Consider the following 13,686-nt stretch of genomic DNA (forward strand, 5'->3'; position numbering starts at 1 on the left):
CTATGAGAGCCGATCGCCTGGTGGCAACCCTGCTGTTCCTCCAAACACGCACCCGTGTGACCGTGGCCGAGGTCGCCGCCGAACTCGAAGTGTCGCCACGGACCGCACGCCGCGACCTGGAGGCCCTGTCCACCGCGGGCATCCCCGTCTACTCGCAGCGTGGCCGCGGCGGCGGCTGGTCGCTGGTCGGCGGCGCCCGTACGGACCTCACCGGGCTGACCGCAGAGGAGATCCGGGCACTGTTCCTGCTCGCGGGCCCTTCGGCAACCACGCCTGAACTGCGCACAGCCTTGCGTAAGTTGGTACGTGCGCTGCCCGCACCCTTGCGTGCGGGCGCCGAGGCCGCGTCGCGGGCCGGCCTTGCCGATGGCACGAACTGGTCACGCGTCGACGTCACGAGCACCGGGCCGCACCTTGACGCGCTCCGGCGGGCTGTGGTGGACGGAATCCAGGTGCGGCTCGGGTACGCCGGGCCCGGCAAGCCCGTCGGTGTGCGAACCGTCCATCCGCTCGGGCTCGTGACCAAGGCCGGTCACGGCTACCTCGTCGCCGAGACGGAGCGCGGCTTGCGAACCTTCCGGCTCAGCCGGGTCACCTCGGTCCAGGCAACCGGCGAGCCCGTCGTACGGCCGCCCGGCTTCGACCTTCCCACGGTCTGGCGTTCGTTCGCCGCGCGCTTGGAGGAGCGGCTGTATGCGGCGACGGTCCGGGCCCGGGCCGAGCCGGGTGCCATGGCGATCCTGGAGCGCCTGTTCGACGGCCGCCTGCACGTCGGTCCGATACTCCCCGACGGGTGGACGGAGATACGGGTCGACGGGCCGACGCCGGAAGTCGTCGCGACACAGCTGGCCGGGCTGGGGGCACGCATCGAGGTGCTGGACCCGCCCGAGGCAAGAGAGCGACTCGCACATCTGGCGGTTGAGCTGGCCGGTGTGTACGGGCCGCCGGGCTCGTCGTGAGCAAAAGGCAGCGCTGACCCTCCGGGCACCTCCAGCACTTCCACAGGCAGCCTGACCACCACTCGGCCGACAGCCGGCAACGTCGTAACCTCCTGGCGCCCCTCGACCCGAACATCGCCCTGCTCGGCGCACAGAACCGGCGCGAGGACGCCGAGTCCGACGTCTCCGACAGCTTCGTCGCCTTCTGCGCCCACCCGGCACCCGTTCCAGAGCGGTGGCTGCTCCTCAACGGCGACTTCCTGCGGAACGCGGATCCGGCTGGGGCAGTACACCCTGCGGACCTTCACCGAGGACGAGCTCCACACTCTCGAACAGGCCCGCTCGGCCGGCAAGTTCACCCGGTCCACGACGCCTGGTGGACCCAGGCCATGAAGATCCACGGTGAGCGGGGCGGCACCCGCGCGCTCATCGAGGTGCTGCTGCTCGGACGCCACATGACGCACGAACACGTCGTCGCCTGCACCATCATCGAGACCGGCACCGACTCCTACCGCCTCGCCTCCATCCGAGCCCGGGCCGAGGACACTGTTAAGGCTGGCTGACTTCCGTTGCGATCACCGCTTGCTGCCGGCAGTCTTCTGCGAGTCCGCCTGCCGGTCAGGGCACTTTTCCTTCCAACGTCTCCCGTGCCAGCCTGGGTGGCCAGGTGCCCTGGCCAGCTTGCAGATGGAGACACGATGGGCAGCAGTGCGGTGCAGATGAACAGCGTCTTCGAGGGTCGACTGAAGTGGCGTTCCCGCTACCTGTCCCACAGGGCCCGCCGTCGAGGCCTGACTGGGCTGCTTTTCCAGGCGGACCTACGCGATCCTCCCCCGAGCACGTCGCCCAAGTGGTGCGTCTTGTCTGTCACCGCAAACGGGCGTCACCTCTGCAGTGTTGAGCGGACCACCTTCCGAACGGTCCGCTTCTTCTCCTTGTCCCCAGGCTCGTACTCGCTGCACCTTGAGGTCGATCGGGTCCGCCGGCCAGGACCGACACGAGTCGAGCAGAAGCTTGTGCTCGGCCAGGGAGACATCCTGCTGGTGGCATGTGACCCCGTGCAGCCGAACGTCTTTTACCGCCGCAGTCCCATGATGGACACCTGGAGCACTCAGGTTCTTCAGCACCGCACGGTTTCGGATCCCAGTTGAGCCTCCCCATGCCCCGACCACAGCAGTGCCGTCATTTCTCATCGACATCCGCGGGTCCATTGATCACCAACTGACCCCGGAACCGGTCGACAAACGCTGTCACAGGAGATCAACGAAGCCAGCTGGCTCTGTTCACGAGATCGGGTTCTGGCGCGCCGCTCTCGGCCGGGCTTCGCCATACTCGACCGCATGGAGACTGATCCGTACCTGGACCCCGAGCTGGCCGCCGCGCTGGCTGCCCGCGGCGGGGTGCCCGCGCCGCTGACGCCCGGCGGGCTGGCGGCCTGGCAGCGGCGGGACGCCGAACGGCGGCCGAGACCGACGCTGGGCCAACTCGCCGACGACGGACGGTTCGAGGCGGCCGAGCACAACGCGGACGGCGTCGCCGTGGTCTCCGGCCGCCCGGCCGGGGCGGACGGCCCGCTGCCCGCGCTGCTGTACCTGCACGGGGGCGGCCTGATCGGCGGCAACCCGTACGCCGTACTGCCGCGCCTGCTACGGGAGTTGGCGGAGCCGCTCAGGCTGGCCGTGCTCTCCGTCGAGTACCCGCTCGCCCCCGCCGCTCGCTACCCCGCCCCGCTGCACGCCTGCCGCACCGCCCTGCGCTGGTCCGCCGCGCACGCCGGGCGGCTGCGGATCGACCCCGACCGGATCGTGCTCGCCGGCAAGAGCGCCGGCGGCGGACTGGCCGCCGCCCTCACCCTGCTGCTCCGCGACCGGGGCGGCCCGGCGCCGTACGGACAACTGCTGCTCAGCCCGATGTTGGACGACCGCGGCACCACTTCCTCCACCCGGCAGGCCGCCGGCCACGACACCTGGGACGCCACTTCCAACGCCACCGCTTGGCAGGCTGCCCTCGGCCCCCTGCACCGTGCCCCCGACCTCCCCCCGTACGCCGCTCCCGCCCGCGCCCACGACCTCACCGGCCTGCCCCCCGCCTACCTGGAGGTCGGCTCCGCCGAAACCTTCCGCGACGAGGTCACCGCCTACGCCGACGCCCTCTGGCGGGCCGGCGGCCACGTCGAACTCCACGTCTGGCCCGGCGCCCTCCACGGCTTCGACACCCTCGCCCCGCACGCGGCCGTCAGCCGCACCGCGGTCGCGGCCCGACGGGACTGGCTGCGGCGCCTGCTCGGCTAGGTCGTTTCCTTCGGATCACATGCCGTCGGGGCCGGTCGCATCCGTGTCCACCGGACTACGCTCAGAGCTGCCGTCCGTGCTTTGGCTGGAAGGCCATCTGGGCGCTGTTCCCACCACAGAACCTCCTGGCCAGCGAGCTCAGGTACGCGTAGGTCTCAACCCGGTTCAGACGAAATCATTTGACGGCGTCGGGAGAATGCCTGGCATGGGTACAGACATACGCGGCTTCCTCGAGTATCGGGTGTCGCAAGATGATAAGGAGCCGGTCTGGTACTGCGCACACGACCTCAGCTCTCTCAATGATTTCCGTGACTACGACGCGTTCGGTTGTCTCTTCGGGGTTCGCAACTACGCGAACTTCCGTCCCTTGGCCGCAGGACGGGGGTTTCCCACCAACGCTTCGACCACCGTGAGTGCGCGGTTCGCCCAGCTGACCGACTGGTACGGCGGGGATGGCTTTCACGGCATCACGTGGATCACGTGGGCCGAGGTGAAGGCCGTCGACTGGGACGAGCCCGCCGAAAAGCCCGACAGCCGGCTTCACGAGTACCGCCAGACCCCGAGCGGGCACAGGATGACAGGCAAAGCCTCCTGGAGTCGCGCATTCGCCGCGGCTGTCGGTCTCAAACCTGGCGAGGTTCGGGAGTGGCCCGAAGGAAAGGAATGGCTGGTCGGGGACACGCTGTACAGATCCGTCACCATCTGCCGCAGAGATGCCGTCACCGAAACCGGCGAGTGGTAACCCGTTTGGAAGGCGATGAAAGAACTCGCCGAACAGCACGGCGACGACAACGTGCGCCTAGTCGTGTGGTTTGACGACTGAGCAGGCTACTGCCACAACGCATCGCCGCCGGATGCCCCTTTCGGATCATCTCGCGGACCAGGTGAAGACGGCGGCGATGTGGACTCCGGCGAGGTAGGTGGTGGCGGTCTTGTCGTAGCGAGTCGCCAGGCCGCGCCACTGCTTGAGCCTGGTGATGCACCGCTCGACGGCTCCGCTGTTTGTAGACCTCGCGATCCAAGGCCGGCGGACGGCCGCCGAGCCGGCGCGCTTCTTCCGGTTGGCGACCTGGTCGGCGGGCTGCGGAATCACCGCCCGGACGCCGCGCCGATGGAGATGGTCCCGGATCGCCCGGGACGAGTACGCCTTGCCGGCCAGGACCACCTCCGGGGTGGTCCTGGGCCGGGCCGACCGGCCGCGGCACCCGCAGACGGGCCATGACCTCGGGGAACGCGCTCGCGTCACCGGCCTGGCCGGGGTGAGGAGGAACGCCAGGGGGGCGGCAGTTGCTGTTCGGCGGCGAGGTGGATCTTGGTGGTCAGTCCGCCGCGGGACCGTCCGAGGGCATGGTCGTCCGGCTCGCCGGCCGGGCCCCTTTGCTACGGCCACGTCAGCGCCTACCTGCGACAGAAGCGCACCTCACCACGGCCGGTCACCGCGCAGCCGCCGACACCCCGCGTGGTGACGAGATGGATCCTCAGCCGACCCGAGACGCTGACCGAGATCGAGCAACTCCGGCTCAAGGCCGTCCTGACCAACTGCCCCGAACTCGATGCCCTGACCGGTCACGCACGGTCCTTCGCCCACATGCTCACCGAACGCCAGGGCGAACGGCTCCCGCAGTGGTTCGACGCCGTCCGCCAGGACGACCTGCCCAGCCTCCACACTCTCGCGGTCGGCATCGACCCAGACCGCGACGCCGTCATCGCCGTCCTCACCCTGCCCTGGAACCCCCGAGTCATCGAAGGCCACGTCAACCGGATCAAGATCCTCAAGCGCCAGCTGATCGGCCGGGCCGGCTTCGCGCTGCTCCGCAAACGAGTCCTGTTGGCTCACTGATCGATGTCAGACGCGCACGATAGCTTCCCCACATGGGTGTTTGCCTGGTGAGCGTCGGCGCTGAGCAATGGTTCGGTGAAGAGAAAGACGCATGGGGTGAAGTTGCTTCGGCACTCGATGCTGAACTCAGGCGGCGGGGCCTGCCGCCCTACGAGGCCGTCCCCGCAGAGACGGCCTTCGCACCTGGCTCAGGGCAAGCTTTCGAGGAAAAAGCTGACCCCCGACATGAGCGGGTTCCTCGCTTTGTGTCAGATGCACCTGTCACGAGAGGAATCGGAGATCCTCTGCGGCTGGACCGTGCTCGTTGCCCTTCTCGCTCTACCGCTCGCCGAGAAGCTGGCGGCAGCCATCGATCTGCCAGGCGAAACCCCGGCGACATGCGACAACCTCGACCTGAGCACGTGGTTCAGGCGCCGAGCAAAGGACCTGGCAACTACTTGCACAGGACCGTGGACCAAGGACCTGGACACAGCCTTCTACGTCGCACTGTTCCTGCGCGCTGCACAGCACTCGATCCGACGCGGCTGCCCTATCGTCTGCACCTGAGGCGCACCTTCGGTCCCACTGGTCTCCTAGCGAACATCACCCACCGTGCACGCGTCACGGAAAGCGAGCCAGAACCGGTTCTCATGAACAAAGCCAGGCAAGGGGGTCATGGTCCACGCAGCGCTTCAAGTTCAAGCTCTGGATACTGAGGTTTTCGGGTTGTCGTCGGGTGGTGACGGTTCGTGATCCCTGCGGTATGCCGGTGGGATGAGGTATCCGGAGGGTGGGGGCGTGACCGCGGAGCGTCGGGCGTTTCGTGAGGGGATCCGGCTTCAGTCTGGCGGGAGGTTCGCGGCGGGTGAGAAGACCGCAGCGATCGGGAGGGACCTGCGGGTGAGTGTGCGGTCGGTGGAACGCTGGCGCCGTGCCTGGCGCGAGGGCGGACTGGAGGGCCTGCGCTCTGCAGGGCCGGCGAACTTCCCGACCATCAGCGATTCCCAGTTCGCCGTACTCGAGGAAGAACTCGGGAAGGGACCTGCAGCTCACGGCTTCGAAGACGAACGCTGGACTCTGGCCCGGGTCCAGGCGGTGATCCGCCGGCGGCTGCGGGTGAGCCTGTCGGTGGCGACGGTGTGGCGGCTGCTCAAACGGCACGGCTGGTCCTGGCAGGCACCCGCCCGCAGAGCACTCGAACGCGACGAGCACGCGGTGGAGCTGTGGAAGAAGGAGGTGTGGCCGCGGGCAAAAGCCTCGCGGCGGCGTGTGGCGCCTGGATCGTCTTCGAGGACGAAGCCGGCTTCTCCATGACGCCGCCCCGGGCCCGCACCTGGGGCCGACGCGGGCACACGCCCGTCATCCACGTCCGTGGCAGGTCCCGCCGCCGGACCTCGGTCGCCGCGCTGTGCTGCTACAACCCCGGCGAGAAAAGCCGTCTCATCCACCGGCCCCGCACCCACCTCCTCCTCAAAGGCGCACGTAAGAGCTTCTCCTGGAAGGACTACCGCGACCTGTTGGTGCGGGCGCACATCCAGCTCGGCGGCCCAATCGTGGTGGTCTGGGACAATCTCAACACCCACCTGGCCGCCGGGTTGAAGCGGTATGAGGCCGAGCACGACTGGCTCACCACCGTCCGACTCCCGCCCTGTGCGCCCGACCTGAACCCGTCGAGGCCATCTGGTCACTCGCGCGCAGAGCCATGGGCAACACCGCCTTCGACGCACCCGACGACCTCGACCGTGTCCTCCGCCGCGAGTTACGCAGGATCCAGCTCCGGCCCCACCTGATGAACGGCTGCCTCACCGCCACCGATCTGACCCTCATACCACCGACCCCACCCTGAAAAACTCAGTAATCGCGCGGACCCGTACAGCTCCGACGCCCTCGATCGCGTCCTCGCTGCCCTTCAACGAGCGGTCCCATGGCATGGCCCGGGGGAGGCCGGGGTGTCGGGCCAGGCCAGAGGTAGCGTGGGGAGCGGCGGCACGCGCTCGGACGGGGGCGGTGGCCCGGGTGGGGTGCCGTCGCCGAACGGCCGGCCGCCGAGCGCTTCACGCCCGTGCGGCGAGAGCCAGGCGCGGGTGTCCGGGCCCCGGGGGACGATCCCGGTCGGATTGATGTCGTGATGAACGACGTAGTAGTGCGCCTTGATCTGCGCGAAGTCGATCGTGTCACCGAAGCCGGGCGTCTGGAACAGGTCCCGCGCGTAGGCCCACAGGGCCGGGAGTTCGGTCAGTTTCTGCCGGTTGCACTTGAAGTGGCCGTGGTAGACGGCGTCGAAGCGCACGAGGGTCGGGAAGAGGCGGACATCGGCCTCGGTGAGGGTGTCGCCAACCAGATAGCGCCGGCCGCCGAGCCGCTGCTCCAGCCAGTCCAGCCGCTCCCAGAGGCGGCGGTACGCCGTGTCGTACGCGTCCTGGCTTCCGGCGAAGCCACACTGGTAGACGCCGTCGTTGACGTCCCGGTACACCTTGTCGGCCACATCGTCGATCTCCTCGCGCCACCTCTGCGGATAGAGGTCCGGCGCGCCGTCTCGCTGATGGGCCGTCCACTGGCTGCCGAGGTCGAGCGTGATCCGCTCGAAGTCGTTGGTCACCACTTCGCCGGTGGGGACGTCGACGATCGCGGGCACGGTGATGCCGCTCCGATAGCCTGCCTCGCGCCGGAAGAACGCCTCTTGGAGCCTTTCGATGCCGAGGACGGGATCCCGGCCACCCGGATCCAGGTGGAAGCACCAGCTGCGCTCGTCGTGCAGGGGCCCGACGATCCCCATCGAGAGGACGTGCTCCAGGCCCATCAGCCGCCGGACGATCGCGCTGCGGTTCGCCCAAGGACAGGCCCGGGCGATGATCAGCCGGTACCGCCCGGGCTCCACCGGATAGCCGTCGCGCCCATCGGCCGTGATTCGGGTGGTGATGTATGTGCGGTCGCGCTCATAGGCGCCGTCACCGGTCATCGGTCCGAACCTTCCTCACGGGCCTCGCTCGGGAGCGTCGAGACAGCCGGTCGGCCGGTCGGCTGCGCGCTTCTCGATACACACCGGCGCGTACCCGCGCCAGCTCGTACCACGCCCGTCTGAGGGGGCCCGCCGCCGCCACCCTTCCGGCGTCGGCCGGCTCCGGCTGCCTCACCGGACAGGGCGTCGCGCAGCGGCTGCCGGACGTGGGGATCGCCGCGCACACCCGTCGGCTGGGTGCCGGGTCGAAGAGCTCGGACGTCTTCGCCACGGCGCGTGGTCATGTCCAGATTGGTGGCGAGCTGGTCCCCCCCAGCTTGGGCGGTCCGACCTCGGTGACTGGGCGCTGCACAACCCGCGTCTCGACAGAGGAACCGTCGGGAGTGGTCCGGCGACATACCTTGACCCGTGTACGGCTGCTGACCCTGCACACCCTGCACTGGGCCGACGAGGTCCGCACCCCCACCAGGCGGTCCCCGACCTGCCGGGCAAGGCGGGAGCCGCCCGCGGCTGAGGTGAAGATGGCCCACCAGCTCATCGACGCCCTGACCGCCGGCTGGAATCCGGAGGACTTTTCGACGACACCTTTCAAGAGAAGGTCAAAGCACTCATCAAGGCCAAGGCCGCCGGAGAGAGAATCGACAGGCCGAGCCGGCCGCCCAGCCCACGGGCGTCGTCGACCTCATGGAGGCGCTGCGCGCCAGCGTGGAGCGGGCCCGCAGCCCGAAGGAGACCGGCGAGAAGGCCAGCACTTCAGGACGAGCGCCCAAGCGGCCGGACAGAACCGACTGCCAAGAAACGAGCGACCAGCTCTTCCGGACCTTCCCGCTCCCCGTCGCTTGGGTCTCTGCCCAAGGCGGAGCCGTACGAGAAGGCAGCCAAGGCCGGCATCCGCGGCCGCTCGCACATGAACCGCGACGAGCTCGCCGGCGCCCTCGCCAGGACCACAGACCACTGGGACGGGACGGCCCATGGCCGCCGTCGGTGAGGGAGGAGGCCGAGTGGCCCTGTCGTCTCGCGCCTCAGCCTGGGGAGGCGGGTGCTCGCAGTTGTTGGTGTCACGTTCCTGGCCGTCGCTGGTTTCCCGCTGGGCGCGCTCACCGCTCTGGCCTTGGCCGAGCCCTTCACCGCCAGGGCCCGTGACGGCGCGGTGCCAGGTCGGATGATGCGCGCGGTCGTACCGCATGCCCGCGAGGACGTGCGGTACGGCCGCGGCGCCGCCTCAGCGGCCGAGCATCCTCAGCATCCGTCGCCCTTCGGCGGACTCGGCCAGCGTGCTCCACAGCTTGGCCGAGCTGGTCGAGGCGTACACGCCCGGGGCGCCCTGTTCCGCGCACCCCTCGCCGTACGAGACGATCCCGATCTGGTACGTACGGCCGGCCACCTTGCGAAACAGCGGGCCGCCGCTGTCGCCCTGGCAGGAGTCCTTACCCTCGACGCCCGCGCAGATGTTGACGGCCTTGTTGTAGCCCTTGTTGGTCGCCTTGCACTCGGCGTGAGACAGCAGCGGCACCTGCACCCCGCGCAGCCGGTCCGGGTAGTGGGTGATCTCGGTGTCGGTGTTGCCCCAGCCGATGACCGTGGCCTTGGCGCCCGGCCGCAGCAGCGCGTCGGTGCCCGGCGTCGGCAAGTTCACCGCAGCGGTGCCCGTCACCGGCTTGGCGAGCTCCAGCAGCGCCAGGTCGTACGCCTCGTCGCCCTTGAGGTAGCGGGGGTGGACGGTGATGGTGCGTACGTTGCGCAGCTGGCCCTGGTTCTTCTTCGACAGCACCGTCCTGCCGGCGGTGACTTCGAGCTTGTTCGCCTTCTCGCCGGTCACGCAGTGCGCGGCGGTGAGGATGATGTTGTCGGCGATCAGGCTGCCGCCACAGAACTGCCTCTGCACCGGGCTGGCCTCGCCCTTGTGCAGCAGGGCGGTCATCCAGGGGTAGGTTCCGTCGGGCTGCTCGTGGCCGCCGATGATGCCTTCGCCCGGCTTCTGCACGGCGGTGGCCGCGGTCGCGGCCGAACCGACGAGCGCCAGCGCGGCGCCGGCCGCCAGGCCCATGGACGCCAGACGACGACCAGTCAGGTTCTTCTTCATTTGGGGGGTGGCTCCGTAACTTCGATGACACAACAAGGGCCCACACCGCTGGGCTGCTTGGCTCCCAGGCCGGACCCCTCTACGAGACCGAAATCCCGTCCTGCGGGTTCATCCCCCGGCCGAATTCTTGTCGGTGCGCTGTCACTTCCGCGCTTCCGCCGCCGTGAGCGAGTCGTAAGCCCACCGACGCTCCGCCCCTGTGTCCTGCTCGGCTGAACGCGTTGATAGAACCCCGTCATGACATACCGATTCACTGCGCGTGTCGCCACGACCGAGATCGACCCCGACGGCTACTTCACCGAGGCTGCTCTTGCCGAGGGCGAGGATGGAAGCGGCTTCATCTTGATGTTCATGGCAGGCGAGGAAGACCCAGATGATCAGGAAGTCGCCCTGGGCATGGACACGCACTGCCTGGTCACAGCTGACCAGGGGACCGCGTATGGCTGTGTACGTGAAGCCGTTCTGACAGGCAACGTCCTCCGTGTCTCGCTGCGCCCTGAGGCACTGGCGGACCTGCGGTTGAGCGACGGCGAGATCGAAGCCGTCATCGAAGCACCACCTGGGGACGTCGTCCTGTTCCGAGAAGTCCTCGCCCAGGTGCTCGCCTACGGACGTGCCGACGCTCGGCCCACTCGTGTAGCCGTCTGAGCCGGCCACCGGATCAGGTCCGGCGGGGTGGGGAATTACGTGAAGCCGAACACGCGACTCGTGGGGAAATACGTGACCGTCGGCACCGCCGGCCCGAGCCCGTGATGGACGCCGCACGGGCCCGCCCCATCTGCTTGCAGCGCAGCTCCTGCAGAGACGGCCCGCCAGCATGTGGACAGAGGACAGAAGCCGCCCAGGCTGCCGTCGACTCCCCGGACGGGATCGGCACGATCGCCTCGTTCTGGACCGAGGTCCCGCTCCCGGCGACCGGCACGTGGAACGCGCCTGGCAAGGGCGGCGCCCAGGCCGACATCGTGCTGACCGCCCCGCAGGACGGGGTGCCGCTGCTGTTCATCGAGGTCGACAACTGCCACGAGACCGCGGAGGAACTCGCCGACAGGCTGGAGAAGTACGCCCGGTTTTTCAAGCGGAAGGTGAAGGACACCGACGGCAAGGAGCGCCCGATGTGGCGTACGCGCTGGACGGTCCCCGAGAGCCGGTACGGCGATGCGCCGCACCCGCCGGTGCTGCTGGTGTTCAACCGCATCGGCGAGCGCAACCCCAACCGCACGGTCCCGCGCCTGATGGAGTGACCCGGCACCTGTGGCAGGGGGAGCGGCAGCGTGGCGGCCACCACCTCTACGACCGGAGGATCCCGATCATCGCGACCGGCCTGAACCAGCTGCGCCAGCACGGCCCGGCCGGCCCGGTGTTCGCCCGCTTCGGACGCAGCGGCCCGCAGACCCTCCTGGAGGCGATCGGCAACCCGCGCCGCGAGGCCGCCGACGCCCGTGAGGCAGAGGAGGCCAAGGCCCGCGCGGCGGCGTACCAGGCGGAGCTGCGGAGGGCGGCGCAGGAGCAGGCGGCGAAGCAGGCGGCCGAGCGCGAGGCCCGCCGTCCCGTCTGTACCGGCTGCGGGGCGAAGTTCACCGACGCCCGCTGGCAGGCGGTACAGCCGACGGACTGGGGAGCTGCGAAGGACTCCCACCCGCACCTGTGCGACGGGTGCAAGGCCGGCGCCGTCGTCAGCCCAGCGGCTGGCACGCAGGAGCGCCAGGGGCCGGTACGCGGCGAGGCGGCGCCGGACGACTTCTGGCCCGCTCCTCAGCGTCCCGTCTGCACCGAGTGCGGTGCCGCGTTCACCGACGAACGATGGAAGGTGACCGCGCGTCGCGCCGGCTGGGCTTCCTCGGCGAAGCGCCCGTCTCTGTGCGGGGACTGCGACCAGCGGTTCGAGGCCGACTTGGACCTGACCTGGGGTGTGAGCCCCCGGCAGGAGGAGCGCGACCAGGAGCAGGACCAGGCCGTGCCCGAGCAGAAGACCACCGGCTGGTTCTCGCGTCTGCGCCGCTGAGCCCGGGCAAGCCGTCGGCGGGCGCGGGCAAGCCCGAGGCCACCCTGGGCAAGCCCCGCGCCGCCGGCGGCGGGCAGACGTGATGGGTACACGTGCCGGGCCCCGGTTGTCGGTGGTGGCTGGGAGGCTGAGCCCATGGACAGGGATGAGGAGTTGCTGCGCGGCTGGGTCTACGGCGCCGACCACGACCACCCGGGCCCGCTCCCGCACCGCGACTACGCCGAACTGGTCGGCGGCCCGCTCGACGGGCTGCTGCTCGACATCACCGGCTGGAGCGCGGACGAGATCCAGACCGGCGTCGCGCTGACGACCGAGCTCGGGCAGTTCGGCGCCGGCGGCCGCGCCCTGTACGACCCGCGGCCCGGCGAGCGGAACCGCTGGGACTGGTCCGGCGACACCCCCTGACGCCGCCCTCCGGCACGCTCGACGTCAGCCCAGTACCGGCGCGCCCCCAACGTCGTTGACCGGGTATGAGTCGAAAGAAGCGCCCACAGGCTCGGATAGGAAAGCGGCTCCGGTGTAACCGGTGCGGCTGCTACGCGCCGAAGGACCTCACGTCTAAGGCCGCCGAGAACTGGACCGGGAAGTGGGAGAGCGGCCGCCTGGCGTTCGTCCTGTGCCCGCAGTGCCAGACCCCATTGGAGAACGCGGCGGCCGAGGCGAACGGTGCCGAGCTGGCCGTTGCCCTTGCCGATGGTGGGAGGTTCCTGCCGGACCCAGTGCTGTGCATCACCGGCACGATGGAGGATCCCGGGACCATCCTGTACGGACGTGATCACCTTCAACGCATCCGCGCGGCGGGGCAGGCGGAGCACCTGGGCGTCGTCCAGCTCCCGGCCGATACACGGTGCGTGCCGATCACCGGTGGGGTGATGGCCTACCTCCCTGGACAGCAGGCCGCCCCGTAGCCCTTCCCCTCGACCACTTGACGACAGCGGGGCCGGACAGGAACACCCTGCCCGGCCCCGCTGCCCGTTCCGGCTGCTCACCGGCTGCTGCGCATGAGGAACGGGGCGCTGGTTCTGGTCACGAGTTTCGGGTCTGGCACAACTTCCGTGCAGCGGACGCGGTGAGTGACAGATGTGCTTGCCCATCCGAGGCGGCCCGTGGTGTCGTTCAACCCGCTGTGTGGCGCACTCGGGCTGTGGCTGGAACGCGATCACTCATCCGTAGGACTTCGGCATACATGGCCGGTCGCCGGACAAGCCTTGCATCGGCCGACGACATCGGCCGAGCGATCCCCTAGATCAGGAAGTCAGTGATGAGCTTCATTCAGACCGGCAAGATCGAGCTGAAGTCCGACAACGCGATCGAGACGGCCGGCGGCAACACGTCGACCTTCACCCGCGTCACGTTCCCCACCCCCTTCCCGCCCGGCTCCAGCGTCGTCGTTCTGCCCCTGACCCAGACCTTCAACGGCCCGGAGACGCCCGGTATCCGCATCCACGACGTCACCACCAGCGGCTTCCTGATCCGCCTGAACGAGGTGTACGCCGGCGCCACCAAGAGCGACGGGAAGCACACCACCGAGACCATCGGCTGGCTCGCCGCAACCGTCTGACCCGCTCCCGTCGGCCGGGTACCCCCGGCCGAA

14 protein-coding genes and 2 pseudogenes are annotated in these 13,686 nt (G+C 69.3%); 13 read left to right on the forward strand and 3 right to left on the reverse strand.

Annotated features, from left to right (window positions below; translation table 11 throughout):
* Window positions 1–2 precede the first annotated feature (2 nt).
* The 4 genes from ACWEJX_RS28325 to ACWEJX_RS28340 all read left to right on the forward strand — a co-directional run bounded on the left by ACWEJX_RS28325 (window position 3) and on the right by ACWEJX_RS28340 (window position 3,971).
* Window positions 3–959 carry a helix-turn-helix transcriptional regulator gene (locus ACWEJX_RS28325; protein ID WP_451610249.1) on the forward strand — a complete coding sequence of 319 codons (957 nt, stop codon included), beginning with the start codon at window positions 3–5 and terminating at the stop codon, window positions 957–959.
* 368 nt (window positions 960–1,327) lie between these two features.
* Window positions 1,328–1,501: a hypothetical protein gene (locus ACWEJX_RS28330; protein ID WP_451610250.1), complete on the forward strand. Its 174-nt coding sequence runs from the start codon at window positions 1,328–1,330 to the stop codon at window positions 1,499–1,501.
* A gap of 777 nt (window positions 1,502–2,278) precedes the next feature.
* Window positions 2,279–3,229, forward strand: coding sequence for an alpha/beta hydrolase (locus ACWEJX_RS28335; RefSeq protein ID WP_451610251.1), 951 nt, complete (start codon window positions 2,279–2,281; stop codon window positions 3,227–3,229).
* Window positions 3,230–3,434: 205 nt separating this feature from the next.
* Window positions 3,435–3,971, forward strand: coding sequence for a hypothetical protein (locus ACWEJX_RS28340; RefSeq protein WP_451610252.1), 537 nt, complete (start codon window positions 3,435–3,437; stop codon window positions 3,969–3,971).
* Window positions 3,972–4,097: 126 nt separating this feature from the next.
* Here ACWEJX_RS28340 and ACWEJX_RS28345 read toward each other — a convergent pair whose 3' ends face one another.
* On the reverse strand, window positions 4,098–4,394 hold the full coding sequence (locus tag ACWEJX_RS28345) for a transposase (RefSeq protein WP_451610253.1): 297 nt from the start codon (window positions 4,392–4,394) through the stop codon (window positions 4,098–4,100).
* Window positions 4,395–4,610: 216 nt separating this feature from the next.
* On the opposite strand from ACWEJX_RS28345, the pseudogene ACWEJX_RS28350 reads away from it, so the two are divergent.
* The 3 genes and pseudogenes from ACWEJX_RS28350 to ACWEJX_RS28360 all read left to right on the forward strand — a co-directional run.
* Window positions 4,611–5,069, forward strand: a pseudogene (locus ACWEJX_RS28350) (transposase); the annotation flags it as partial.
* A gap of 225 nt (window positions 5,070–5,294) precedes the next feature.
* On the forward strand, window positions 5,295–5,615 hold the full coding sequence (locus tag ACWEJX_RS28355) for a hypothetical protein (RefSeq protein WP_451610254.1): 321 nt from the start codon (window positions 5,295–5,297) through the stop codon (window positions 5,613–5,615).
* A gap of 207 nt (window positions 5,616–5,822) precedes the next feature.
* Window positions 5,823–6,894, forward strand: a pseudogene (locus tag ACWEJX_RS28360) (IS630 family transposase).
* A gap of 63 nt (window positions 6,895–6,957) precedes the next feature.
* Here the strand turns inward: ACWEJX_RS28360 and ACWEJX_RS28365 are convergent.
* Both ACWEJX_RS28365 and ACWEJX_RS28370 read right to left on the reverse strand, forming a co-directional pair.
* Entirely contained in the window at window positions 6,958–8,007 is a 1,050-nt protein-coding gene (locus ACWEJX_RS28365; protein ID WP_451610255.1) for a glutathione S-transferase family protein, read from the reverse strand.
* A 1,222-nt stretch (window positions 8,008–9,229) separates the two neighbouring features.
* Window positions 9,230–10,090, reverse strand: a complete 861-nt coding sequence (locus ACWEJX_RS28370; RefSeq protein ID WP_451610256.1) for a S1 family peptidase — start codon at window positions 10,088–10,090, stop codon at window positions 9,230–9,232.
* Between the two features lie 237 nt (window positions 10,091–10,327).
* Between ACWEJX_RS28370 and ACWEJX_RS28375 the strand changes: the two genes are divergently transcribed.
* The 6 genes from ACWEJX_RS28375 (at window position 10,328) to ACWEJX_RS28400 (ending at window position 13,653) form a co-directional block, all read left to right on the forward strand.
* Window positions 10,328–10,738, forward strand: coding sequence for an Imm10 family immunity protein (locus tag ACWEJX_RS28375; RefSeq protein ID WP_451610257.1), 411 nt, complete (start codon window positions 10,328–10,330; stop codon window positions 10,736–10,738).
* A gap of 104 nt (window positions 10,739–10,842) precedes the next feature.
* A complete protein-coding gene (locus ACWEJX_RS28380; protein WP_451610258.1) occupies window positions 10,843–11,331 on the forward strand; it encodes a hypothetical protein in 489 nt (162 codons plus the stop codon).
* Entirely contained in the window at window positions 11,328–12,092 is a 765-nt protein-coding gene (locus tag ACWEJX_RS28385; RefSeq protein WP_451610259.1) for a hypothetical protein, read from the forward strand. The genes ACWEJX_RS28380 and ACWEJX_RS28385 overlap by 4 nt, the downstream gene beginning before the upstream one ends.
* Window positions 12,093–12,227: 135 nt before the next feature.
* Window positions 12,228–12,497 carry a hypothetical protein gene (locus ACWEJX_RS28390; protein ID WP_451610260.1) on the forward strand — a complete coding sequence of 90 codons (270 nt, stop codon included), beginning with the start codon at window positions 12,228–12,230 and terminating at the stop codon, window positions 12,495–12,497.
* A 233-nt stretch (window positions 12,498–12,730) separates the two neighbouring features.
* Window positions 12,731–13,000 (forward strand): hypothetical protein, encoded by a 270-nt coding sequence (locus ACWEJX_RS28395; protein WP_451610261.1) that lies wholly within the window; start codon window positions 12,731–12,733, stop codon window positions 12,998–13,000.
* A 353-nt stretch (window positions 13,001–13,353) separates the two neighbouring features.
* Window positions 13,354–13,653, forward strand: coding sequence for a hypothetical protein (locus ACWEJX_RS28400; RefSeq protein ID WP_397636376.1), 300 nt, complete (start codon window positions 13,354–13,356; stop codon window positions 13,651–13,653).
* Window positions 13,654–13,686: the final 33 nt, after the last annotated feature.

Source organism: Streptomyces sp. NPDC004788 (genome assembly GCF_053601115.1).